This window comes from Candidatus Propionivibrio aalborgensis, from assembly GCF_900089945.1.
Taxonomy (GTDB): Bacteria; Pseudomonadota; Gammaproteobacteria; order Burkholderiales; family Rhodocyclaceae; genus Propionivibrio; species Propionivibrio aalborgensis.
The window spans coordinates 1-23,410 of record NZ_FLQY01000096.1 but is presented as its reverse complement, the minus strand read 5'-3'; the positions used below and the strand labels follow the sequence as shown (position 1 = coordinate 23,410).

Genomic DNA, 23,410 nt, shown 5'->3' with positions numbered 1-23,410 from the left:
TGAGGCTTCGATCACCGAGCCGGGCAACCGCCGCTTCGACGTGCTCCAGGCGCCGGACGATCCCGCGCGCTTCATTCTGTACGAGGCCTACGCGTCGCCCGCCGATGCCACCGCACACAAGGAAACCGCACACTATCTCGCATGGCGTGAAGCGGTGGGCGGCATGATGGCCGAACCGCGCCGGGGCGAACCGATGAACGGACTGCTTCCCGCGTGAGCGAAAGTTTCGCCCCCTTTTCGATCGCCCGCCTGCCGCGCATCGAATTCGGCAGCGGCACCTTGAATCGGCTACCCGACATTGCGGCCAGCTACGGCACAAGGTTGCTGGTCGTCACCGGCATGCGTTCGTTCGCCGAATCCGAAGCCGGCGCGCGACTGTTCGCCAGTCTTGGCGAGCGCGGCCTGTCCTGGGAACAGTTGCGGGTGTCCGGCGAACCATCGCCGGAATTCGTCGATGCAAGTGTCGCCGCCTTGCGCGGAACACGATTCGACTGCGTTGTCGGTGTCGGCGGGGGCAGCGCCCTCGACGCGGCCAAAGCCATCGCCGGGCTGCTGCGTCCCGGCAATTCGGTGATGGACCATCTGGAAGGCGTCGGCCCTGAACTGCCCTACCGTGGCCCGGCAACGCCGTTCATCGCCGTGCCGAGTACCGCCGGCACCGGCTCGGAGGCGACGAAGAACGCTGTGCTGACCGCGCCCGGCGGCTTCAAGAAGTCATTCCGCGACGACAAACTGGTCGCCGAATGGGCGATCGTCGATCCGGATCTGCTCGCCACCTGCTCGCCCGCGCTGATTGGCGCCGACGGGCTGGACGCCTTCACGCAGCTTCTTGAGTCCTTCGTTTCGACCCGCGCCAACCCAATGACCGACGCGCTCGCCCGCTCCGGAATCATGGCTGCCCGAGATGCGCTGCCCGCGCTCTATCGCCAGCAGTCCGCTGCAGCGCGCGCGAAGATGGCCTACGCTTCGCTGGCCTCGGGCATTTGCCTGGCGCAGGCCGGACTCGGCGCGGTACATGGGCTGGCCTCCCCGCTCGGCGCCTTCTTCCCGATTCCGCATGGCGTAGTCTGCGGAACTCTGGTGGCCAGCGCCACGGCAAGCAACATCGAAGCCCTGGAGGCTCGCGATCCGGATAACCCCGCCCTGCCGAAATACGCCGAGATTGGCCGCCGCTTCGCCATGAAGAAGGGCCTCGACGGTCCCGATGCGCGCCGCTTTCTCGTCGAAGTCCTGCGCAACTGGGAAGTGGAACTTGCCCTGCCGCGCCTCTCGGCCTACGGCATCGGCGAGGGCGATCTGGCACGCATCGTCGCTGCCAGTCGCGGTTCAAGCATGAAAACCAACCCCCTCGTTCTCACCGACGCGGAGCTCTCGGACATCCTCGCTTCACGGCTCTGAAAGCCCCCGGATTTCGGGGTGAAGACATTCCGGGGGATGGCGTGAGCGGGCACGGCGCTATCTTCCCGCCCCATTGACGTCCGGCCGATTTTAATGGGACAAAGCATCGATCCGCACATCCAGCGCTCAACATGAAATTCTTTTGCCTTGCTCTCGCCGCAGCGTTTTTGGCCGCCGGTTGCACCCACGTACCGTCCGCAAGCCGATCAGGTGTCTCCGGCAATGTCGAACTGCGCCAGCCCGAAGCTGCAACGGACTCTGTCGCACAATCGGCGTGGCACGGCCGGAAGTTTGCCGTCGCCGCGGCGAATCCCCTGGCCAGCGCGGCCGGTCTTGAAATTCTCCGGGCTGGCGGCTCGGCGGTTGATGCGGCGATCGGCGTGCAGATGGTTCTGACGCTGGTCGAACCGCAGTCGAGCGGCATCGGTGGCGGCGCCTTCCTGCTGCATTACGACGGCAACGAAGTCGTCGCTCTGGACGGCCGCGAAACGGCGCCGGCAGCGGTCAACGAGACATTGTTCATCAAGGCCGACGGCAAGCCGATGGCATTTCACGAAGCTGTCGTCGGGGGCCGCGCGGTCGGCGTTCCGGGCACCGTGCGGATGCTCGAAATGGCGCACGCGGCATATGGCAGGCTCCCCTGGGAGCGTCTTTTCGAGCCGGCGATCGAACTGGCCGAGGCGGGATTCCCGGTCAGCCCGCGATTGCACCAACTGCTCAAGGCCGACACCCATCTGCGTGAGGACTCACAAGCCGCTGCGTATTTTTACCAGCCCGATGGCGAGCCGCATGCGGTCGGCACATTGTTGCGCAATGTGGCGCTGGCAAAGGTGCTGCGCAGGATCGCCGCTGAAGGTTCGCGAGCCCTGTACGAAGGCGAAATCGCGCAGGCCGTGGTCGATCGGGTGCACAATCATCCCGCCAATCCGGGCCAGTTGAGCATGGCCGACATGGCTGCCTACAAGGCGAAACGGCGATCCGCCTTATGTACCAATTATGCGCCAAAGGGCGCGCAGCAAATACACAGCTACCGGATTTGCGGCTTCCCGCCGCCGAGTTCGGGCGCGATCGCCATCGACCAGATCCTCGGCATCCTCAACGATACCCCGGCGCGCGATCTGCGCTTTGAAAACCCGCTGTGGATGCACTACTACACCGAGGCGTCGCGCCTGGCATTCGCCGACCGTGCGCGCTATGTGGCCGATCCCGACTTCGTCGCCGCGCCCGCTGGCGGATGGCAGTCCTTGATCAGCCCGAAATACCTCGCCGAAAGGGCGCGGCTGATTGGCCCGCAGCGCATGAAAGTGGCCGAACCGGGCATTCCGACGGCAGAGAATACGAGCTATTCGCCGATGCCGGAACAGGTCGAGCACGGCACCTCGCATATCAGCGTCGTCGATGCCTGGGGCAACGCGCTGGCGATGACCAGCAGCATCGAGGATGCCTTCGGCGCGCGCCAGATGGTGCACGGCTTCCTGCTCAACAACGAACTCACCGATTTCTCCTTCACTCCGACCGACAGCAGCGGCAATCCGATCGCCAACCGCGTCGAGCCGGGCAAACGCCCACGTTCGTCGATGAGCCCGACGCTGGTCTTCGACAATGACACGGGGGAACTGGTGCTGAGCGGCGGCTCGCCGGGTGGCGCGATGATCATCCACTACACCGCCAAACTGCTCTACGCGACGCTCAACTGGGGGCTGACACCACAGCAGGCGATCAATCTGCCCAACTTCGGCGCACTGACCGGCCCGACGCTACTCGAAGAACAGCGCTTCACCCCGGAATTCGTCGAGGCCCTGCGATCCCGCGGCCATCAGGTGAAGGAGCTGGGCCTGAGCAGCGGCGTACAGGCGATCATGAAAGTCCAGGATGGGTACACCGGCGGGGCGGACCCGCGTCGCGAAGGCCGGGTGATGGGCGAATGATGCTACGGAAGCGGAACGAGTCAGGGTTGGTACTTGGTTGCAGACTGAAGTGATTTCAATCGCGTGATCGCGACCGCGATCATTTGGATTCCAATCGGGCGAGATTTCCGGCGGCGGCCCGGTAATGCGGCGTCGCCTCGTCGGCACGGTCGGTTTCCTCAAGCAACCGCGCAAGTTCAAGCCGCACTTCACGACGATCTTCCAGCGAGAGCGATGCTTCGAGGTAACTTTGCGCCTTGCCCCACAAACGCTGCGCCAAACACATCCGCCCCAGCGCCAGCAGCAACCGGGAATCATCATGATGCTGTGGCAGCCATTTGTCTGCGCGGGCAATGCGCGAAGCCGGATCGCCACCTTGGGACAGCCCGTAGATATCCACAAGTCGTGGATTCCATTCCTTGTCAAGCTGCTTCTCTATAAAGCGCTGTGCTTCATCTTCTGCGCCGAGCTCCATCAGCGCTTCAGCATAGGTGAGCGCCAAACGGGAGCTTACCTCGCGCGACGGCAGCTTCTTGTAGTAAGCCTGTATCTGGGGCAGATCCGACTGTCGCAGGCGAATATTTTCCCGATGCGCCTTGAGCTTGATCTCTTCGGCCGCCTCGGGCAGCAGGGCATTGCGCTTTTCGAGCAGCCGTGCGATGCGCAGCACTTCGTCCCAATTGCCGCTGCCTTGATGCGCGCGCATTTCAAGGCGCAGGGCGGCGATGTGCCGTCCCGAAGTATCCTGCAGACGTTTCAAAACGGCGACGGCTTCATCGAAGCATCGCATCTCAATATGCATTTCGGCTTCGAGCATGAGGCACGCCGATTGCATCTTCGGATCATCCTGAGCGGCACGGTCGAGCCATTCCTTCTGCTTGTCGGGTTCACGCAGACGCTGTGCAGAATGGGCTGCGAGCAGCGCAGCCAGCGCCGGTGATTGACCGGCGGCGTGAGCGCCGGTTGCTTTCTTCAAAGCCTGGGAATAACGCCCTTCAAAAATGAGACGTGCGACATCGTAAAACTCTCTGGCTGCCTTCTCACGCCGGCGGCGCTCGCGAAACTCGCGGACACGCCGTGGCATGGAGAGCGTCAGTGCCAGTGTGCGCAACAAGGTATAAAGGATCACGAAGCAGCCGAGGGTGAGCAGAATGGCAAGGTTCAGCGATATCTCGGCACGATACGGGGGGTACACAAGCAGGACGTAGCCCTCGTTGAAATCCGCCACCAGGGAGATGCCTACCGCCAGTGCAAAAAGCGTCAGTACCCAGAGCAGGCCTTTCATTTACGCTCCTCGCCGCGCTTGAAATTCTTGATCGCTGAAAGGCTCTCGTTAAGATTTGGCATTGCGATGCTGATTTCGGTCGACGATAGCTGCTTGAGCGATTCACGCGCGATCTGTACCGATTTGTCACTCGCGTCAAAATAGCGGTCTACCCACAACTGGGTCTGCTTGAGTTCGTTGCGAAAAACCGATTGCTCGTGCGCCAGCAACGCCAGACGGGCATTGAGCAAACGCAGTTTGAGATTCTCGCGCAAAAAAAAGTCCTGTCCCGGCGCCAGCAAGGCCGGCTCGTCGCGATCGAAGCGCTGAATCCGCACAAGACTGCGAAATTCACCCCATAGCTCCATAGCCAATTGCCGCCAGAATGCCTGAGTACCCAATGATTCCCAAGACGCTTCGACAAAGGCATCCTTCGGCTTGAAACTATTTTGCGGGCGTCCGTCAACGGCCAGCGGCATCGTATCAACGGCTGCGATCAGGCTCTCAAGTCGCAAGCTCATTTCTGGAAGGTCCACCTGCGGTAGCGCACGCAGGCGCTCCAGATCGCTCGCCAAGATTTTGCGCAAACTGATGAACTGCGGGCGGCTGCTCCCGGCGATACGCGCTTCGGCGGTCTGCAAGGCAAGCACCGCCCCCTGCAGATTTCCGGCGAGCTGCAACTGCTGCGAGGCCAGCGTCACGCTCTGTTCCACCTCGGCCAGCGCCCAATCGTCGCGGCTTCTTGCCACTTCCTGATAAAGCTCTTCCAGCGCCGCCTGCTGGCTTTGCGAGTCGGCGATCTTGCCTTCAAGTGCGCCTAGTTTTCCCTGCAAAAGGGCAAACTGTTCCTGCGCCTGTTTGGACAGCGTACGACTCTCATGGGCCACAGTATCGTTTTCGGACAGACGGCGCGCCAGCTCTTGCTGAGTATCGGCGAGGCGGGTCCGTGTTTCGTACCACTGCCAAGCGGCCAGACCCAGCGCAACGAGTGCGACATAAAGCCAGGGACTTTTCCACGCAGCGTACGACGATTTGCGCCGTTCCGGAGTGCCCGACGCGACCGCTTCAGCTATCGGCGGTGCGGTATCTTGCGACGGAGTGGGGTGTTGATCAACAGTGTCAGTCATGGTGAAGCCAATCGAATTCGTTCAGACTCTCAATGATACCGGCATCCGCCGGCCCGGTTAGAACAACCTGTTGCAAACCGAGTTCTGCGGCCATTTCAGCGATCCGCTGATGCGGAACAAACACCGGCAGGGTACGCAAATACTCGCAACCGTCAGCATCGAGCAAGGCCAGAAGGTTGCGCAGACCCTCACTGGATGAAATTGTCAGCGCATCAAGGCGCTTGTTGCGCAACAGCGACAGGATCAAGCTTCCGTCGACAGGTGCAGAACGATGATAGCAGGTCACAGCCTCGACTTCAGCACCGCGTTCGCGCAGCGTGTCGGCCAGCAACTCGCGCCCACCGTTACCACGCAGGATCAACAGCTTTTTGCCGGCAACACGTTCGGCCCGGCATACGGGCAGATCAAGAAGCGCCTCGGAATCGTAGCGCTCTGTCGGCGCAACGACGCGCCCGATCCCGCAGGCTGCAAGCTGCGCGACCGTGCTCTGCCCGATGGCCGCCGCCTGAAGCGTGGCCGGCCATGGCCGCCGGGAAAGAATCAAGGGCACGCTGAAAATGACCGCATTCGGACTGATAAAGATGGCCAGGGCATAGTCGTCGAGTTGCGCCACGGCCCTCTGCAAGGGCAATGTATCATCCGCCGGCCCGATCTCGAGCAGAGGGAAGCGTATCGGGTCGCCACCCAGATCTCCGATCATTTCCGCGAGCTTGCCGGCCTGGGCCGCTGGGCGCGTCACCAGAATACGCTTGCCCTGCAGCGTTTTCTTCATCGGTTGGTAGTCAGTGAAGCCAGTATCGCGTTCGCGCCCCGATCACGCAGTTGTTGGGCCAAACCTTGCCCAATGGATTCGTCGTCCGCCGGCTCTCCACTCATTTCGCCCCGGACCATCTGCTGACCATCCGAAGAGCCGACAAAACCGCGAAGCCGGAGCACACCGTTTTCCAGAACGGCGTAGCCGCCAAGCGGCACCTGACAACTGCCCCCGAGCGCACGGGAGAAGGCCCGCTCGGCACGCACACAGTGCGCGGTTTCCGCATCATTGAGTGGCGCCAGCGCCGCAATGGCATCCGCACGGTCGGACAGCACCTCGATACCGAGCGCCCCTTGCCCCGGTGCGGGCAACGACTGTTCGGGCGACAAAATGGCCCTGATGCGCTCTTTGAGGCCGAGACGAATCAGACCCGCTGCGGCGAGAATAATCGCGTCGAATTGTCCTTCGTCAAGTTTGCGCAAGCGGGTGTCAAGGTTGCCGCGCAGGGGCTCGATCCTGAGATTCGGGTAGCTGGCGCGCAGAATGGCCTCTCGCCGCAAGCTGGAGGTACCCACTACGGCACCCGCCGGCAGCGCGTCGATTCCGCCATACGTGTTCGAAACGAAAGCATCGCACGGGTTTTCGCGGCGGATGATGGCGGTCAGCGAAAATCCTTCAGGCATCTCCATCGGAACATCCTTGAGCGAATGCACCGCCAGGTCGGCGTGGCCTTCTTGCATGGCCACTTCGAGCTCCTTGATGAACAGGCCCTTGCCTCCGATCTGTGAGAGCGGACGATCGAGGATCTGGTCGCCACGGGTCGTCATGCCGAGAATCTCGAGACGGCATCGCGGATACAGCTCACTCAAACGCGACTGGATATGTTCGGCCTGCCACAAGGCAAGACGTGATTCACGCGAGGCAATGACAATACGCGACGGAGTCGGGTTCGGGGAGTCCGGGGAATCCGGAGAATTAGAGACGTTCAAGACGTTTTCCAGGCCATGTGGCAGCCAAAAGGGTCAGCACTTGCGATCATGTGGCACGAGGCCACGCAGCTCCAAGGGGAGCGATTCTAACATGTCTGATCACCTTGCACGCCCAGCGACCAGCGCCATGGACCGGCCTCGAAGGCCACCCCGTCAAATCGGCTTCCAGCGATCAAAAGTCGCTGCCTGCCCATGAATTTCGCCGTTTCCGTCGATCAGGTTCCAGACGACGGCCTGTTCGATACGAAAGCGTTTGCCCGTCGCTGAAATCCTTACGCCGGCGTAGTCGTCGATGAATCCATCACGGCTGACGCGCTCAAGCAGGCGGGAACGCTCTTGTCGTTCCAACGGTTCGGCGGAATAGCGTGAGGGTAAGTGGGTAAAGCTCGCAAAGTCCATTTCGAAGAGCTCAAGCGCCATCCGGTTGCCATAGAAGAAAACCGGTTCAGCCTCGATGCCGTGCGCGACGATCACACGTGGGGCGTGCCACAAACGCTCCGGCGTGGCGTTGTCGAGCAGCGGCTGCCCGGTCAGATTCAGGAAGCTTTCGCAAATGAGTTCCAGCCTGCGCCGTAGCCGCCTGTCGAATTCCGGCACGTCAATACTTGCTGGCGTGCTCATACCCCGGAACTGAGCTGCTTCGCGTAGGACTTGACCAGTGGCCACTGGCGGCGACTGACCGGCAGTCTGTCAGGAACCCCACGCAACAGGGCCTGCCATTGTGTTTCCGCGTCTTCTGTAGCATTCTTTTCGAAGCCGGCTATCGCATCTCTGGCCACCAGCGCACTGCGGTGAAGCCGAATGAAACGCGCGGAAAACTCTTCCTCAAGATGGGTCAGCGACTCGTCGAGCAGGTATTCCCGACTGGCGGTTCGCGCCGTGACATATTTGAGATCTGCCTTGAAGTACAGGATTTCGGGCAGCGGAATCAGCAGCAAACGGCCTCGCTCGTGGCATGAAAGGTGCGTCCGCGCTCCCTGCTGGATTTGCGACAGCACCTGCGGCGCAACCGTCCTGTTCTGTCGAACCTTCTGCAGAGCGTCGACCAGCCGCTGCGCGCGAACCGGCTTGACCAGATAATCGATGGCATTGAGCTCGAAAGCCTGTACCGCGTAACTATCGTAGGCCGTCACGAAAATGATGGCCGGTGGATGTTCGAGCCGAGTCAAGTGCCGCGCCAATTCAATGCCGTCCATCTTCGGCATGCGAATATCGACCAGGGCGACGTCCACCGAACACCCCCCTGTCGCCTCAACAGCCAGTAGTCCGTTGGCCGCCTCGGCGACCACCGCATTCGGCACTTCAGCCGCCACGTCGGCCAGCAAATCCCGCAAGCGCGTCCGCGCCGGAGCTTCGTCGTCGACGATCATCACGGACAGGGTCGGCACGGAATTCATGGTTTATCACTCCGGCAAGGTAAAGCGATATGCACCCGGTACTCGCGAAGACCGTCGGGTAGTGTCACTTCGTTCGTTTCAAGACGGGCCTCGAGATCGTAGTAAAGCGCCAGACGCTCGCGGATATTGGCCAAGGCCATGTGGTTTCCCCCTTTTGATGAGTCGCCTCGGCCGCAGGGATTGGCCAGGTCAATGTGCAGTTCGTTACCCTTGCGCGCCATACCAATGCGGACCGTTCCATTCTCACCTGATGGTTCGATACCATGGTAGACCGCATTCTCCAGAAGGGGCTGCAACATCAGCGGCGGCACATTCAGATCGACGGGGACGTCGGCCATCTCCCACTCGACATTGAGTCGCTCACCAAGTCGCAATTTTTCGAGATCAAGGTACTGGCGACACAACGCAATCTCGTCGGACAAGGGCAACAGGTCGCGGTGATCGCGCATCAGCGCGCGATAAAGGTCGGCCAAATCCTCAAGAGCGGTTTCGGCGCGTTCGGGTTCGGCCCTGATCAGGGATAGAACGGCGTTCAGACTGTTGAACAAAAAATGCGGACGGATACGTGCGGTCAGCGCTTGCAGCCGGGCCTCGGCCAGCGCTGGAGAAAATGATCTGGCACGCAGTACAAAGTACGAGAGCATCGTCGCGGCGACCAGCCCACCCAGCAGTGCGGCCCGCAACAGCCGTTGCCAGCCACCACCATCGATCGCAATCATGCTCCAGACACCAAACAACTGTGCAGAGGAAGCAGCGGCAATGAGAATCACGACTACCTGCCCGATCCACGGCCTCACACGCCGAAGCACATTGGCAAGTAGCGCCAGCAGCAAGATATTCAAAAGCAGCAAGGGTTGCACCCAGGCCGCCATATCGACATAGCGTTGGATACAATCGCCAATGTCTGTGCCTTGAACCAGCGCCGCGGCAAAGGCGAGCAGATTCACGCCGAGCAGAATGCGCAGCATGACGCCGAAATTACGAAAGTCCGGCAAAGGCTGGCCCACCGGGTTTTGCTTTATACTTGGCATGTACTGGACGTGGCGCCTGTCAGGGTTCGATAGGCCATTTTAGCCCACGAACTTGCTTTCATCATAAACTGAGCGAAACCTCAAATTCAATCTCGAATGCAACCTCAATCACCTCCCGCTGCGTCTTCGACCTACACTTGGGCCGGCCGCTTCACCGAGCCAATGTCCGAACTCGTCAAACGCTACACGGCTTCGGTGGAGTTTGACAAGCGAATGTGGCGCCAGGACATCCGCGGTTCGCTGGCCCACGCAAAAATGCTCGCCAAGCAAAGCATCGTTTCGACGGTGGATTACGCTGACATTCAGCGGGGCATGGCACAGATCGTTGCCGAGATCGAATCGGGCGCCTTTGAATGGTCATCAGACCTTGAGGACGTCCATCTGAACATCGAAAAACGTCTGACAACGCTCATTGGTGATGCCGGAAAGCGCCTGCATACCGGCCGCTCGCGCAACGATCAGGTTGCAACCGACATCCGCCTTTTCCTGCGTGACGCGATCGATGACATTCTTGTTCTGCTTGGTCAGTTTCAGCTCAACGTGCTGGATCTCGCCGAGCGCGAAGCGGCGACCCCGATGCCGGGTTTCACCCACTTGCAAGTCGCGCAGCCGATCACCTTTGGTCATCACTTGATGGCCTGGTTCGAAATGATGCGGCGCGATTCGGAACGGCTGGCCGAGGTGCGCCGACGCACCAATCGCCTGCCGCTTGGTGCCGCCGCGCTGGCCGGCACGACCTATCCGATTGACCGCGAATTCGTCGCCGCCGAACTCGGCTTCGAAGGACTGTGCGAGAACTCGCTCGACGCGGTGTCCGACCGGGATTTCGCCATCGAATTTTGTGCCGCCAGCGCGCTGCTCATGATGCATTTTTCGCGCATGTCGGAAGAACTCGTACTGTGGATGAACCCGCGTTTCGGTTTCGTGAGGATCGCCGACCGCTTCTGCACGGGCAGTTCGATCATGCCGCAGAAGAAGAACCCTGATGTTCCCGAGCTCGCACGCGGCAAGACCGGGCGCGTCTACGGCCACCTGATCGCCCTGCTGACCCTGATGAAAGGGCAACCGCTGGCCTACAACAAGGACAATCAGGAAGACAAGGAACCCCTGTTCGACACCGTTGACACGGTAAGTGACACATTGCGCATCTTTGCCGACATGATCGCCGGCATCACCGCCTGCCCCGACAACATGCGCGATGCGCTACGCCAGGGCTTTGCTACAGCCACCGACCTGGCGGACTACCTGACCCGCAAGGGTTTGCCATTCCGCGATGCGCACGAAACTGTCGGGCTTGCCGTACGACGTGCGGAAGAACTCGGTGTCGATCTGCCGCAGCTTTCGCTTGTCGAACTGCAAACGTTTTCGCCGCTGATTGGTGATGACATCTTCGCCGTTCTCACGGTCGAAGGCTCGCTGGCAGCGCGCGATCACATCGGCGGATCGTCCCCCGAACAAGTTGGTGCGGCAATCGCACGCGCCCGGAGTCGTTTGTGAGACATTCATTCAAGCGCCTACAGCATGGATAAAATCGGCAAGTACGACATCATTCGCGAACTGGGCCGCGGCGCGACGGCGACCGTCTATCTGGGAAATGACCCTTTTGCCCAGCGGGACGTGGCACTCAAGGTCGCTTTCCCCGAAATCCTCAAGAACCCGGAGCGCGGCAAGCTTTACACCCATTTGTTCCTGAACGAAGCGTCGCTTGTCGGCAAGCTGATGCACCCGCATATCGTTCAGATTTTTGATGCGGTCGTCGCCGAGGATCTCTGCTATATCGTGATGGAATTCGTTCCTGGCGGAACACTCGAAGACTTTGCCGCTCCGGATAAATTGCTGCCGATTGAACGTGTCGTCGAAATCATCTTCAAGTGCACACGTGCGCTTGACTTCGCTAATCGCATTGGCATCACACATCGCGACATCAAACCGGCCAACATCCTTTTCCCAGGCAACAGCCCGACTTCCGGTGATATCAAGATTTCGGACTTTGGCGCAGCCATCATCGAAAACCTGGAACGCACCCAGGTCTCGGGAATCGGTTCACCCGCTTACATGTCGCCGCAGCAGGTCAGGGAACAGCCGCTCAATCACCAGACGGATATCTATTCACTTGGCGTGGTGATGTACCAATTGCTCACCGGCCAGCTCCCCTTCCAGGCGAGCACCAACTACAACATCATCTACCAGATCATCAATACCGAACCGACCAAGCCTTCCGCTCTTCGGAAAAAAATTCCGGAAGCACTCGACGCCATCGTTACGCGAGCTATGTGCAAGGACACCGAGAAGCGCTATCAGACGTGGGAGGAGTTCTCACATGACTTGGCACAGGCTTTTCGAAGTAAACAGGTTAAGGCACCGAGGCGCGCTTTTTCGGATTCAGAAAAGTTCGACACGCTGCGTGATCTGCCATTCTTTTCCGATTTCTCCGATGCCGAGATATGGGAAGTATTGGGGTTTTCCCATTGGCGCAGCATTTCCCCTGGCGAATCCATACTGAATGACGGAGATCCTGGAGATTTCTTCTGCATCCTCGGCGAGGGCGAACTCAAGGTTGTCAAGAACGGCAGAATCCTTAACCTGCTGACCACCGGCGACTGCTTTGGCGAAATGGCCGTTATCAGCAAAAGCAAGCAGACTCGCGGCGCGGATGTTGTTGCGCTGATCCAATCCAAGATTCTCACCGTGAAAGGCAAGGCATTGCAGCAGGCTTCCGAATCCTGCCGCATGCACTTCTATCAATCATTCCTGGATGTTCTGACCAGCCGGCTCGAACTCTCCAACGCACGGCTGGCGGCATTCTGATTCCGAAGCCATCCTGAAGGGTGATTCCGGTCACTTCAACTGAAGACAGATTCAATGCCCGCAGAACGGGGCTACGCCATTCCAACCCAAGAGATCCGAACGCTGGTATGTCGTGCGAACGATACCGGTCGTTGCGTCGAACAGAACATCAAAGCGCGCCACCCGATTCCAGCTATCGCAGAAGCGCCATTCCCACACCAGTTCGTCGCGCGCCTTGAAATACTCCGTCCACTGCGGTTGCGAAGGCCCCAGAAGCCGCAGCACTGCCGCCTTGTCACTTTTTCCTGACTCGATACGTGCGAAATGCGCCATGTCCAACACACCGTCAATCCTGTCCAGGCGGCCATCCGCACCCATGAACACCATGAAGGTCTGCGTGCCGGCTGGCCCGCGCGGGTAGGCCAGTTGCTCACCCCCATCGGGATCTTTCCAGCGCAGTGCAGGCTCCCCCATCGAAGCAACGACCTCAGGAAGGGTAGACAACCCCGGCTTCAGGTTGCTGCCGCTGTATCCGGCACAGGCCGCGAGCAACACTACGGCACCCATAACCACCGAACGTGACAGCATCATATTGGCTCCTGCTTCGTATTGTCCGTCTTCATCCAGTCGAAAAATCGTCGCCCCCGTCGGATGACGCAACATCACGCCAGCGCACGCCGGACTGATATGGTCGAATCAGTCGGGGGCGGCGATACCTTCGAGCATCGTCTTCAGCTCGCCGCTCTGGTACATCTCGCGCATGATATCGCTACCACCGACAAACTCGCCACGAATGTAAAGCTGAGGGATGGTCGGCCAGTTGGCGAATTCCTTGACGCCGTCACGTATCGCCTGGTCTTCTAGCACATTGACGCTGAAGAACAGCGGCAGATTGCAGGCTTGCAGAATTTGTACGGCCATTGCGGAAAAACCGCACATCGGAGCCTTCGGTGTTCCTTTCATATAGAGCGCCACAGGATTGCCCGTGACTTGCTCCTTGATCAGTTGCTGCACGTCCATTCAATACCTCCATAGGTTTCGATTAAAGCTTCGAGAAGTTTCGCGGGTTACCGGGCGGTTGGCGACCGCCGCTTACCCTTTCAATCGCCGCACCATCGCACCAGGAATCCACATCGGTGAAACCTGCAGCATGCAGCAACTCGCGGGTTTGGACCGCTTGATCGTAGCCGTGTTCAATAAACATCCAGCCGCCTGGAAAAAGATGGTTCTTTGCCCCATCGATAAGCGTGCGAATGCACCCCAGCCCGTCACCACCGACCACACCATCGGACAGCGCGAGCCGAGGCTCAAAGGGCAAACCGTCTTGCTGCAAGTGCAGATCGCCATCGGCGACATACGGCGGATTGGAAACGATAAGGTCAAACCGCTCTTTGCCGAGCGATGCGTACCAGTCCCCTTCGAGAAAACGGATCTGTACGCCATGCCGAACCGCGTTCGCACGTGCCACATAGAGCGCCGCCACCGACACATCAACCGCCGTCAGTTCTGCTGTAGGACAAAGCCGGGCGAGCATGATGGCAACGATGCCCGAGCCGGTGCCCAGATCAACGATGCGCGGTGCGATGCACGCTAGCGCCCGCGATTGCACCTGCTCTTGACACCGCATTTGCAACAACTCCTGCACTCTTCGTCTTGATTGTTCGACCAGAACCTCCGTCTCAGGCCGTGGAATCAGCACCGCTGGCGACACGGCGAATTCCAGCCCGCAGAAAAAGGCCGTTCCCAGCAAATAAGCCAGCGGTTCGCCCGCCTCGCGACGCGAAACCAGCCCATCGAACCGGTCGGCCTGTTCAGCCGATAATTCGCGTTCCGGATGCGCAATCAGCTCGGCAAGCGTGCAGCCACTGACATGCTGCAGCAGAAACCGGGCATCCAGCCGGTCGACGCGTTGGCTGGCCAAGCGCCAGACATGGCCAATTCCAGCACTCAGCTCAGCACAGCTCATGCGCTTACTCCGCCCCTCCGAGGGCGGTAAGCTGTTCAGCCTGATGCTCGTTGGCGAGCGCGCCGAGCAGTTCGTCGAGGTCGCCGTCCATGATCGAATCGATCTTGTACAAGGTTAAATTGATGCGGTGATCGGTCACTCGCCCTTGCGGGAAGTTATACGTGCGAATGCGCTCGGAACGATCGCCGCTACCGACCAGACTCTTGCGTGTCGATGCAATCATGGCGTTCTGCTCGCGTTGCTGTGCATCCCTGATCCGCGCCACCAGCACCGACATGGCCTGCGCCTTGTTCTTATGCTGCGAACGACCGTCCTGGCATTCGACAACGATGCCGGTCGGCAAATGAACGATACGGATCGCCGAGTCGGTCTTGTTGATGTGCTGCCCACCAGCGCCCGATGCGCGAAAAGTATCGATGCGAATCTCCGCCGGATTGATCTGGACGTCTTCCAGTTCGTCGGCTTCCGGCATTATGGCTACAGTACACGCCGAGGTGTGGATGCGGCCTTGCGCTTCGGTCTCTGGAACACGCTGCACGCGATGCGTGCCAGACTCGAACTTGAGCCTTGAATACACGCCATTGCCGACAATGCGTGCAATCACCTCCTTGTAGCCGCCCACATCCGAAGCGCTGGAGGAAACGACTTCGACCTGCCAGCGCTGACGCTCGGCAAAGCGCGAATACATGCGAAACAGGTTCCCGGCAAACAACGCCGATTCGTCGCCACCCGTTCCGGCACGGATCTCCAGAAAGACGTTACGCTCGTCGTCGGAATCCTTTGGTAACAATAAATTTTGCAATTCGCGTTCGATCTCGGGCAAGCGCTCGCTTGCTGATTTCATCTCCGCTTCGGCCAATTCCTTCATCTCCGGGTCGGTCATCATATCGAGCGCCGACTGCAGATCAGCCTCGGTCTGACGCCAAGTCTGGTAGAGCGCGACGACCGGACCAAGCTCGGCGTGCTCGCGGGTCAACTTGCGGTACTGATCCATGTCACGCGTCGCCTCGCTGCTCGACAGCGTGCGATCCAGTTCGTCCAGCCGGCCGGCCAGACCTTCAAGTTTGTCGCGAATGCTCTGTTTCATGAAAAACACCAGGAATGAAATGATTCGGGCGGGTCGGCGCGAGGATAGTGACTCGCGACTACTCGCCGGAGTGAAAGTCGGGATGCAGGTGGAACAAGCGCGTCGCCAACGCCTGTAGTTCGCTCCGGTCACCCTCGGCCTGATTGAGCGCCTGCGTCGGCGAATGCAGAAATTTGTTGGTCAGGCGATGCGACAGCTGATCAAGTACGCTTTCCGGGCTTTCTCCCTTGGCAAGCAATTTGAGCGCGTGTTCCATTTCGTGGCGGCGTGTTCGTTCCGCCGCATCGCGCAACGAACGGATAACCGGTACCGTATCGCGCGTTTGCAGCCAGAGAAGAAAACTGTCAACCCGCGCCGCAACGATGGCCTCGGCATCGACCACCGCCGATTGCCTCGATTCCAGACCGGATTCGACAACCTGCGCAAGATCATCGACGGTATAGAGAAATACGTCGTCCAGCTCACCCACATCGACCTCGACATCGCGCGGCACGGCAAGATCGACCATGAATATCGGGCGGTGGCGGCGAGCGCGAATGGCCCGTTCGACAAGCCCCAAACCGATGATCGGCAACTGGCTGGCAGTGCAGGAAACGACGATATCGAATTCGGCCAGACGCTCACCGACATCCTCCAGGCGAATTGCTGTTGCCCCGAATCGATCGGCGAGCTTGCGCCCCCGATCAATCGTCCGGTTGGCAATAACGATCTGTTTCGGTTTCTGCGCCGCGAAGTGGGCCGCGCACAACTCGATCATTTCACCCGCACCGATAAAAAGTACGCGCTGATTGGCGATCCGCTCAAATATACGCTCCGCCAAGCGAACTGCAGCGGCAGCCATCGACACGACATTGCTGCCGATGGCGGTCGTGGATCGCACATCCTTGGCCACCGCAAAGGTATGCTGGAACAGCTTGTTCAAAGTCACACCAAGCGTACCCGCCTCCCTGGCAATACGCACAGCATCCTTCATCTGGCCAAGAATCTGCGGTTCACCGAGTACCATCGAATCCAGCCCGCTGGCAACGCGAAAAGCGTGGCGCACCGCTTCACGATCGGGATGGTGATAGAAATACGGTTCCAGTTCGTGGTGCGGCAAATGACGGTATTGCGCAAGCCATTGAGTGGTCGCCAGTGGAGAATCTGCCTGACAGTAGATCTCAGTGCGATTACAGGTCGACAGAATCGCCGCTTCATGCACCCGTCCACTACTCGACAAATCGGTCAGCGCCCGCCTTAGCTCTTCGTTATGGAACGCCACCCGCTCGCGGAGCGCGAGCGGCGCCGTGCGATGATTGATGCCGATAGAATAAATCGCCATGCGGGGTTCAGTACGCGGAAGTTAGGGCACGCGATCAGCAGAGGAAGCGGCCGATTATAGCACCCGCCCCTCCACGCCTCCGCTCGGCGAGAAGTGGCGAAGCTTGACTGCGCAATGATGGTACGAGGTGACGCGTAGTCTGGAGGATCGTCTATGCGGTTCTCCTGGATTTCAACTGCGCTTCCAGCGCCTTGATTACGCCCAGTATCTCCTGCGTGACCAGGACCGAGAAACCCTTGCGCGCTCCGCCGCGTGTGTCGCTTAGCAACGACTGAAGGTAAGCGAGACAATCGCTAGTACCCCAGTTTGCCGCAATGCGCGCCTTGATATGCATGGGCATGACGCTCAGGTTGCCCGGCGTGCGGCGGGCATCAACACCCGAAGGGATCGCTTCGGTAGCAGGCAAGAAATCCTGATTCCAGTGCACGCGCTCGACGTTGAATCGATGAGCGAGCTGACCGGCCATCTGTTCGAACTCCCGGCGCATGTCGGTCTGCTTGTAGATTTCAAGAAGACGGAGGCCCGGCTGCAACGACTCATTCGGGTTTTCCCTGACAAAATCCTGAAGGACCTCCACCGCGCCCTGAGCGCGGCCGAAGCTGAGCATGATATTGGCCAGTTCAATCGGGCTGAAGTCCAGATCTTCCTTCCTGGTGTCTTCGGTGGCACGGGTCGGTAGCATCGCGTCAAGCACCTTCTGCGCTTCTGCCATTTCGTCGACTTCCCTTGTTGCAGGAGGAATTGTCTGTTGAGCCGGTATTTCGCGAACCGAATGTGCAACTTCGTTTGCCGGGCTTGTTACAGCGCTTGCCGGAGTCGGCACGGTGCTGGCGCGCCTGGCCCGACGGAATAAAAAAGCGCCCAGGCCGAGCCCGAACATTCCCAGCATCAGCAGGCCGGTACCGAGCGAACTTGGCTCCGCCACATCAGTCAGCGGCTTGCCGGCCGCCTGCAAAGGCGCCGCGGCTGGGGTCGGGGGAGGCGTCGGAGCGATATTCGCCTTTTCGTTGCTTGCCGAGTTGACTTGCGTTTCAGTTGCAGGTGCGTTCACAGACGCATCGGTCGCCAGCGTCGATAATTTGACGCGTGCGACGCTCAGTTCCACGGCAAGCAGCCGGGATTCCATTTCGATGAACACTGTCTGGATGGCCGGTGGAGGTGCCGGATATTCAGCACGTAGCGCACTCAGCTGCGAGCGCATTGTGACGATTTGCTGTTCAAGATCGACCAGCCGGCTTCCAATCTCCCCGGAACTGCCCGGAGAAACCAACTTCTCCGGCGGAGTGGACTCGATACCCGGTTCGACACGCGGTTCGTCAGCCGGCATCAGCACCAATCGATCAGTACTGTCTGTTTTCGTTTCGGTCTGCTTGCGCGAGATGACAACGGGCTTGGGCTTCGGCCGAGCCGTAGCCACCGGGCGCACGGGCGGGGCCGGGGCATGCGGTGCAGCAGCTACGGGCCGCGTTTCTTCTCGCGCCTCTGCAACTAGCCATTCAGGTTTGAACGCATCCATCCGTTGGACAAAAACCTCCTGTGCCCGCGGATCGTCTGGGTACAGCCGGCGCGCCATGTCGGCGGCTGTTTCGCCAGCCTGCTTTGTGCGCACTCCCTCATTCCGCGTAGCGCGCTGAGAGCCACTGACGTGTTTCCCTGGGGTCGTCTTGGGGGTGGTCAAACTTGCATCTGTGCGCATTGGGGCGACAACAGGAAGGCTCTTGAGACTTTCCGGCGGCGAAAGCATTGCCGTGAAATGACGCGTCAGGTAAGTACCGCAACCCGTGTATATGGCCAGTTGAACAATAGGGTCAGACACTTGTCGACGCGTGCTGATCACCAGGCGCGGTGGCGACGACTTCAGTGCAATTTGCGCGCCCTGAAGCCACGGCACATCGGAAATGGCCTCTGTCGTCCGAGTAGTCAGATTGAAGCAGCTGGGAACGACTGAAGAAGACGGATTCAGGAGCGGTATTTCTGCGTGAAAGCGATCTCCCAACTGGCTTGTGACACGCATTTCGCCCAGGCCGGTTGCGCCTGCCACCAACGGAATAAGGGAACAGGAGAACAGTGCAGCAATCTTGGTGTATTTTTTGGGACTCATTTCACATATCTCGAATTTCGTGCTGAACGATTGTGCTGAAGGGACAAAATTGTTGATGTTAAATAATGCTCAGTTCTCAGCATGGGAAACGAAAAATTCGACACCATGCCCCTTTTTCTTGGATTCTGGTCGGCACCACGCACAAGCTGCGAGAGCGTTTGATCCAGCTCCAAGCAGCACAAACGCGTGGCGCTGAACGTGCGATTCCTGAGGGGGCTTCTAGTCGCCGAGCCGCTCGTCAATGAGTTCAATCCAGTGCCGCACGGGTGTCGCTGTACCGCTCTGCAAGTGCGTCTGGCAACCGATATTGGCTGTAACGAACACTTCTGCAGAACCTGCTCCGAGCGCAGCCAGTTTGTTCTTGCGCAGCCGCCCGGAAAGTTCGGGCTGGGTGATCGAGTAAGTGCCTGCCGAACCGCAACAAAAGTGTGAATCAGCCACCATTGTGAGCTCGTAACCGGCGGCGACCAGCAGCGATTCTACAACACCGCGGATTTTTTGCCCATGCTGCAAGGTACAAGGTGAGTGAAAAGCAAGCTTCCGGCTTTCACCGACGCCGACCTTGCCTTTCAATTGCATTAACTCGACGAGTCTTTCCTGTTCGACGGCAAGCACTTGGGAAATATCAAGCGTCAGCGCCGAAATACGCGACGCCTTTTCAGCATAGGCTGGATCGTGTTTCAATAGCTCGCCGTATTCGCGGACATGCGCACCACAGCCCGACGCAGTCATCACGATCGCTTCGACATTGCCGGATTGATTGCCTTCGACATGCGGCCACCAGGCGTCGATCACCCGGCGCATATCATCCAGCGCCTGTTCCTGAGCGTTCAAGTGGTAACGCAGTGCACCGCAGCAGCCGGCACCCGCCGCCTCGAACAGTTCGATACCCAGCTTGCCCAGAATGCGAACTGCTGCGGCGTTGGTATTGGGCGTCAGGGTCGGCTGCACACAGCCCGCAAGCGCGATCATGCGCCGGTTGCGCGCTGAGGACTGGCAGGCTGGATAGCGCTTGCTGGCACCCGACGACTGCGCCGGCACTTTGTCGGCCAGAACGACGGGCAACAACGGGCGCATCCATTGACCAAGTTTCACCGCTGGCTTAAAGATCAAGGGTTGCGGAAGTGCCTGGCATAACAGAAAACGTGTCGCCTTTTCGGCGATGGAACGCGCAACGCGTTGTTCTATGACGTTGCGTCCGATATCGAGCAATCGGTGATAGTTCACTCCCGATGGACAGGTCGTTTCGCAGGAGCGACAGCTCAGGCAGCGATCAAGGTGGACTTGCGTCCGCCGGGTGACCGGCTGGCCTTCGAGCATCTGTTTGATCAGATAGATGCGTCCGCGCGGTCCGTCCAGCTCGTCGCCCAGCAACTGATAGGTGGGACAGGTGGCGTTGCAGAACCCGCAGTGAACGCAGCTGCGCAAAATGCTGTCGGCTTCCCTGCCCTCCGGCGTGTCCTTGATAAAATCGGCAAGATTTGTTTGCATGGTCAGTCGGCGATCAGAATTCGGAATACATGCGACCCGGATTGAAAATGCCTTGCGGGTCGAAAGCCTGTTTCAGATTCTTTTGAATGCGTGCCAAGGGTGCGGCCAGCGGCTGAAATACGCCAAACTCGGCCTTCTTTGTCTCGTCGGCTCGAAACAACGTTGCGTGTCCGCCGACCTGCTCGGCTACTTGACGAACCGCCTGATCGGTCAACGAGGCTCCACCGCGCAGCCAGCGCAACGCACCACCCCATTCCACGAGTTGCGCACCCGGCAGATCCAGAGCCGGGCTTGTCGAAGGGATGGAAATGCGCCATAGCTGTGCTTCGCCATCAAAGAAAGCATGGCGCTGCTCACGCAAGCTTAGCCAGAAAGCCGTCGCTTCATCGGCTGCAAGCATCTGACCACCTAACGTCCTGCTTGCCGAGCTCACCGCCGCCGTAGCACCCGAGAGGCGGATATGAAGGATATTGTCCCCCCAGGCCGATGCCGAGATGGGCAGCGGCTGCCCGCCCCACCGATTAAGCAAATCCAGCGCCTTGTCTTGCGCCAGTTCGAAAAGCAGCGTCCGCTCTGCGACAGCAACCGGCAGAACCTTGAGCGAGACTTCAACGATCAGGCCCAGCGTGCCCAGGCTGCCGGCCATCAGTCGCGACACATCGTAACCGGCAACATTCTTCATCACCTGCCCGCCGAAACTGAGCAACTCGCCCTGACCATTAAGTATTTTCACACCCAGCACAAAATCGCGAAGCGCCCCGGCCTGTGCACGGCGCGGACCAGACAGGCCGCTTGCCACGCAACCGCCAACAGTCGCTCCCGTGCCGAAGTGAGGGGGCTCGAAAGACAGTGACTGCCCCTTCTCAGCCAGTGCTTCTTCCAGTTCGGCAAGTGGCGTCCCGCAGCGAGCGGTCACGACCAGCTCGGTCGGCTCATAAGCCACGATACCGGAATACTCCCGCGTATCGAACAGCTCGCCCGTCAGCGACTGGCCGTAAAAATCCTTGCTGCCGCTCCCACGCAGGCACAAGCGGGTCCGGTCGGCCGATGCGGCCTGTAAGCGATCGGTCCAGCGCTCAAGGCATGAATTGACATTGATGCTCATCCAACCCCCGCCGCCATGTTGTCGGTACAGTTGGCCGCACTACGTATCAACCGGTATTCGCGACAGCGCGCAGCCGTGGGAATCGCCTTGCCCGGATTGAGCAAGCCGTCCAGGTCAAATGCACGCTTCAGTGCATGGAAGACCTCCAGTTCCGCCGGGGAAAACTGGGCGCACATCTGTGCGATTTTCTCGACACCGACGCCGTGTTCACCGGTAATCGAGCCGCCCAGCGCGACCGACAGCTCCAGAATCTCGCCGCCAAAGGACGTCGCCACTTCAAGTTGCCCCGGCACGTTGGCGTCGTACATGATCAGCGGATGCAGGTTGCCGTCTCCAGCGTGAAAAACGTTGGCGCAGCGTAATCCATAGCGCTGTTCCATCTCGGCGATGGCAATCAACATACGTGCCAGATTCTTGCGCGGAATGGTCCCGTCCATGCACAGATAGTCCGGCGTGATTCGCCCGACTGCCGGAAAAGCCGCTTTTCGTCCGGCCCAGAATTTGAGCCGTTCCGTTTCATTTTGCGAGACGCGAATCCCGGAAGCGCCGCTGTGCTTGAGCACTTCCGTCATGCGTGCCATTTCTTCGTCCACTTCTTCCGGCGTTCCGTCGGACTCACAGAGCAGGATGGCTTCGGCATCCAGGTCATAACCGGCATTGACGTACGGCTCGACGGCATGGATCGCCTTCCTGTCCATCATTTCCAGACCGGCGGGGATGATGCCGGCCGCAATGATATTGGCCACCGCGTCGCCTGCCTTCGTCACGTCGTCGAACGAAGCGAGTACGACCTGCGCGAGTTCCGGTTTGGGCGTGAGCTTGACCGTAACCTCGGTAATCAACGCCAGCATGCCTTCGGAACCGTTCATCAGCGCCAGCAGGTCGTAGCCAGGCGCATCCAGCGCGGCATTTCCGAATTCAATAACCTCTCCCTCGACGGTCAGGCCGCGCACACGCAGCACGTTGTGCACCGTCAATCCGTATTTCAGGCAATGCACGCCTCCAGAATTTTCGGATACGTTGCCGCCGATAGTGCATGCAATCTGGGAGGAAGGGTCCGGAGCATAGTAGAGCGCATGTGCCGCTGCCGCCTCGGATACGGCCAGATTACGCACGCCAGGCTGTACGACGGCAGTTCGCCCCAACGGATCCAGCTTGATGATCTTCTTGAGTTTGGCCAGAGACACCACGACTCCGTCCCGATGCGGCATTGCACCACCCGACAAGCCGGTGGCTGCTCCGCGGGGAATGACCGGCACTTTCAACGCGTGGCAAATCCTGAGAATGTCTTGCGCCTGCGCCTCATTCCCGGGCAGAGCAACGATCAGCGGCAATTGGCGGTAGGCAATCAGGCCATCGCACTCATAGGGGCGCAAATCCTCCTCGTCGACCAGCAGACTCTGCGCCGGCAGAATCCTGCTCAGTCGCGTCAACAAATCCTGCTTGTCGAAGACGAAGCGTGGAACGGCGAATGCGGTGTCAATGCTCATGCGGAATCGAAATACTCAAGCAAATGTGCCTAAAGACCGAAGACGCCCCGGATGACACCGCCAAGACCCGGCGTTTCATGCTCCGGCGAAGTACCCAGATCCTTACCTTGGGAGCGATCACCACCCTGCTCATCCATGCCAAGAACGGTCATTCCGGTCGATTTGATGCGCACGCGCACGGTCCACTCCGGATCC

The 23,410-nt window shown here is 59.6% G+C and carries 21 protein-coding genes; 5 read left to right on the top strand and 16 right to left on the bottom strand.

The annotated features are described in order from the left end of the window. From PROAA_RS06010 to ggt, 3 genes are all read left to right on the top strand, one after another. Nucleotides 1-217 (top strand): antibiotic biosynthesis monooxygenase (locus tag PROAA_RS06010; RefSeq protein WP_186410473.1); only part of this gene is annotated, 217 nt, incomplete at its 5' end. Further along, on the top strand, nucleotides 214-1,398 hold the full coding sequence (locus tag PROAA_RS06005) for an iron-containing alcohol dehydrogenase (protein ID WP_186410472.1): 1,185 nt from the start codon (nucleotides 214-216) through the stop codon (nucleotides 1,396-1,398). The genes PROAA_RS06010 and PROAA_RS06005, both read left to right, overlap by 4 nt. Before the next feature lie 131 nt (nucleotides 1,399-1,529). Further along, nucleotides 1,530-3,326 carry a gamma-glutamyltransferase gene (gene ggt, locus PROAA_RS06000; protein WP_186410471.1) on the top strand — a complete coding sequence of 599 codons (1,797 nt, stop codon included), beginning with the start codon at nucleotides 1,530-1,532 and terminating at the stop codon, nucleotides 3,324-3,326. A 79-nt stretch (nucleotides 3,327-3,405) separates the two neighbouring features. Here the strand turns inward: ggt and PROAA_RS05995 are convergent, their stop codons facing one another. From PROAA_RS05995 to PROAA_RS05965, 7 genes are all read right to left on the bottom strand, one after another. Continuing rightward, a complete protein-coding gene (locus PROAA_RS05995; protein ID WP_186410470.1) occupies nucleotides 3,406-4,590 on the bottom strand; it encodes a heme biosynthesis HemY N-terminal domain-containing protein in 1,185 nt (394 codons plus the stop codon). After that, nucleotides 4,587-5,696, bottom strand: coding sequence for a uroporphyrinogen-III C-methyltransferase (locus tag PROAA_RS05990; protein ID WP_186410469.1), 1,110 nt, complete (start codon nucleotides 5,694-5,696; stop codon nucleotides 4,587-4,589). The genes PROAA_RS05995 and PROAA_RS05990 overlap by 4 nt, the downstream gene beginning before the upstream one ends. Further along, nucleotides 5,689-6,468: a uroporphyrinogen-III synthase gene (locus PROAA_RS05985; RefSeq protein ID WP_186410468.1), complete on the bottom strand. Its 780-nt coding sequence runs from the start codon at nucleotides 6,466-6,468 to the stop codon at nucleotides 5,689-5,691. The genes PROAA_RS05990 and PROAA_RS05985 overlap by 8 nt, the downstream gene beginning before the upstream one ends. Then, nucleotides 6,465-7,439, bottom strand: coding sequence for a hydroxymethylbilane synthase (hemC, locus tag PROAA_RS05980; protein ID WP_186410467.1), 975 nt, complete (start codon nucleotides 7,437-7,439; stop codon nucleotides 6,465-6,467). Before hemC ends, PROAA_RS05985 begins: the two co-directional genes overlap by 4 nt. A gap of 153 nt (nucleotides 7,440-7,592) precedes the next feature. Next, on the bottom strand, nucleotides 7,593-8,060 hold the full coding sequence (locus PROAA_RS05975) for an MEKHLA domain-containing protein (protein WP_186410466.1): 468 nt from the start codon (nucleotides 8,058-8,060) through the stop codon (nucleotides 7,593-7,595). After that, a complete protein-coding gene (locus PROAA_RS05970) occupies nucleotides 8,057-8,836 on the bottom strand; it encodes a LytR/AlgR family response regulator transcription factor (protein WP_186410465.1) in 780 nt (259 codons plus the stop codon). The genes PROAA_RS05975 and PROAA_RS05970 overlap by 4 nt, the downstream gene beginning before the upstream one ends. Beyond that, nucleotides 8,833-9,843, bottom strand: a complete 1,011-nt coding sequence (locus PROAA_RS05965) for a sensor histidine kinase (RefSeq protein WP_342669211.1) — start codon at nucleotides 9,841-9,843, stop codon at nucleotides 8,833-8,835. The genes PROAA_RS05970 and PROAA_RS05965 overlap by 4 nt, the downstream gene beginning before the upstream one ends. A 120-nt stretch (nucleotides 9,844-9,963) precedes the next feature. Here PROAA_RS05965 and argH point away from each other — a divergent pair, with 120 nt between their 5' ends. Together argH and PROAA_RS05955 are read left to right on the top strand one after the other, a co-directional pair. Beyond that, a complete protein-coding gene (argH, locus tag PROAA_RS05960) occupies nucleotides 9,964-11,364 on the top strand; it encodes an argininosuccinate lyase (protein ID WP_186410464.1) in 1,401 nt (466 codons plus the stop codon). Between the two features lie 24 nt (nucleotides 11,365-11,388). Beyond that, nucleotides 11,389-12,675, top strand: a complete 1,287-nt coding sequence (locus tag PROAA_RS05955) for a protein kinase domain-containing protein (RefSeq protein ID WP_186410463.1) — start codon at nucleotides 11,389-11,391, stop codon at nucleotides 12,673-12,675. Nucleotides 12,676-12,726: 51 nt separating this feature from the next. On the opposite strand, the gene PROAA_RS05950 is transcribed toward PROAA_RS05955, so the two are convergent. The 9 genes from PROAA_RS05950 to PROAA_RS05910 form a co-directional block, all read right to left on the bottom strand. Continuing rightward, entirely contained in the window at nucleotides 12,727-13,245 is a 519-nt protein-coding gene (locus tag PROAA_RS05950) for a hypothetical protein (protein ID WP_186410462.1), read from the bottom strand. Nucleotides 13,246-13,350: 105 nt separating this feature from the next. After that, the gene (grxD, locus tag PROAA_RS05945; RefSeq protein WP_186410461.1) at nucleotides 13,351-13,674 is read right to left on the bottom strand and encodes a Grx4 family monothiol glutaredoxin; all 324 of its coding nucleotides are present in this window, start codon (nucleotides 13,672-13,674) and stop codon (nucleotides 13,351-13,353) included. A 22-nt stretch (nucleotides 13,675-13,696) separates the two neighbouring features. Continuing rightward, nucleotides 13,697-14,620, bottom strand: coding sequence for a peptide chain release factor N(5)-glutamine methyltransferase (gene prmC, locus PROAA_RS05940; RefSeq protein ID WP_186410460.1), 924 nt, complete (start codon nucleotides 14,618-14,620; stop codon nucleotides 13,697-13,699). A 4-nt stretch (nucleotides 14,621-14,624) separates the two neighbouring features. After that, nucleotides 14,625-15,707 (bottom strand): peptide chain release factor 1, encoded by a 1,083-nt coding sequence (gene prfA / locus PROAA_RS05935; protein ID WP_186410459.1) that lies wholly within the window; start codon nucleotides 15,705-15,707, stop codon nucleotides 14,625-14,627. A 58-nt stretch (nucleotides 15,708-15,765) separates the two neighbouring features. Beyond that, on the bottom strand, nucleotides 15,766-17,028 hold the full coding sequence (hemA, locus tag PROAA_RS05930) for a glutamyl-tRNA reductase (RefSeq protein ID WP_186410458.1): 1,263 nt from the start codon (nucleotides 17,026-17,028) through the stop codon (nucleotides 15,766-15,768). A 151-nt stretch (nucleotides 17,029-17,179) separates the two neighbouring features. Beyond that, nucleotides 17,180-19,129, bottom strand: a complete 1,950-nt coding sequence (locus PROAA_RS05925; RefSeq protein WP_186410457.1) for a type IV pilus assembly protein FimV — start codon at nucleotides 19,127-19,129, stop codon at nucleotides 17,180-17,182. Nucleotides 19,130-19,348: 219 nt separating this feature from the next. After that, the gene (gene glcF, locus PROAA_RS05920) at nucleotides 19,349-20,620 is read right to left on the bottom strand and encodes a glycolate oxidase subunit GlcF (protein WP_186410456.1); all 1,272 of its coding nucleotides are present in this window, start codon (nucleotides 20,618-20,620) and stop codon (nucleotides 19,349-19,351) included. Nucleotides 20,621-20,633: 13 nt separating this feature from the next. Then, complete coding sequence (gene glcE / locus PROAA_RS05915) at nucleotides 20,634-21,725, bottom strand: glycolate oxidase subunit GlcE (RefSeq protein WP_186410455.1); 1,092 nt, start codon at nucleotides 21,723-21,725, stop codon at nucleotides 20,634-20,636. Next, a complete protein-coding gene (locus PROAA_RS05910; RefSeq protein WP_186410454.1) occupies nucleotides 21,722-23,215 on the bottom strand; it encodes an FAD-linked oxidase C-terminal domain-containing protein in 1,494 nt (497 codons plus the stop codon). The genes glcE and PROAA_RS05910 overlap by 4 nt, the downstream gene beginning before the upstream one ends. Between the last annotated feature and the right edge of the window lie 195 nt (nucleotides 23,216-23,410).

Excerpts from the sequence above, each read along its gene's own strand:
- argH (WP_186410464.1), top strand. The coding sequence starts at position 9,964 with ATGCAACCTCAATCACCTCCCGCTGCGTCTTCGACCTACACTTGGGCC.
- PROAA_RS05985 (WP_186410468.1), bottom strand. The coding sequence starts at position 6,468 with ATGAAGAAAACGCTGCAGGGCAAGCGTATTCTGGTGACGCGCCCAGCG.
- glcF (WP_186410456.1), bottom strand. The coding sequence starts at position 20,620 with ATGCAAACAAATCTTGCCGATTTTATCAAGGACACGCCGGAGGGCAGG.
- PROAA_RS05975 (WP_186410466.1), bottom strand. The coding sequence starts at position 8,060 with ATGAGCACGCCAGCAAGTATTGACGTGCCGGAATTCGACAGGCGGCTA.
- prfA (WP_186410459.1), bottom strand. The coding sequence starts at position 15,707 with ATGAAACAGAGCATTCGCGACAAACTTGAAGGTCTGGCCGGCCGGCTG.
- PROAA_RS05950 (WP_186410462.1), bottom strand. The coding sequence starts at position 13,245 with ATGATGCTGTCACGTTCGGTGGTTATGGGTGCCGTAGTGTTGCTCGCG.
- PROAA_RS05925 (WP_186410457.1), bottom strand. The coding sequence starts at position 19,129 with ATGAGTCCCAAAAAATACACCAAGATTGCTGCACTGTTCTCCTGTTCC.
- PROAA_RS05910 (WP_186410454.1), bottom strand. The coding sequence starts at position 23,215 with ATGAGCATTGACACCGCATTCGCCGTTCCACGCTTCGTCTTCGACAAG.
- PROAA_RS05970 (WP_186410465.1), bottom strand. The coding sequence starts at position 8,836 with ATGAATTCCGTGCCGACCCTGTCCGTGATGATCGTCGACGACGAAGCT.
- ggt (WP_186410471.1), top strand. The coding sequence starts at position 1,530 with ATGAAATTCTTTTGCCTTGCTCTCGCCGCAGCGTTTTTGGCCGCCGGT.
- glcE (WP_186410455.1), bottom strand. The coding sequence starts at position 21,725 with ATGAGCATCAATGTCAATTCATGCCTTGAGCGCTGGACCGATCGCTTA.
- prmC (WP_186410460.1), bottom strand. The coding sequence starts at position 14,620 with ATGAGCTGTGCTGAGCTGAGTGCTGGAATTGGCCATGTCTGGCGCTTG.
- PROAA_RS05995 (WP_186410470.1), bottom strand. The coding sequence starts at position 4,590 with ATGAAAGGCCTGCTCTGGGTACTGACGCTTTTTGCACTGGCGGTAGGC.
- PROAA_RS05990 (WP_186410469.1), bottom strand. The coding sequence starts at position 5,696 with ATGACTGACACTGTTGATCAACACCCCACTCCGTCGCAAGATACCGCA.
- grxD (WP_186410461.1), bottom strand. The coding sequence starts at position 13,674 with ATGGACGTGCAGCAACTGATCAAGGAGCAAGTCACGGGCAATCCTGTG.
- hemA (WP_186410458.1), bottom strand. The coding sequence starts at position 17,028 with ATGGCGATTTATTCTATCGGCATCAATCATCGCACGGCGCCGCTCGCG.
- PROAA_RS05955 (WP_186410463.1), top strand. The coding sequence starts at position 11,389 with ATGGATAAAATCGGCAAGTACGACATCATTCGCGAACTGGGCCGCGGC.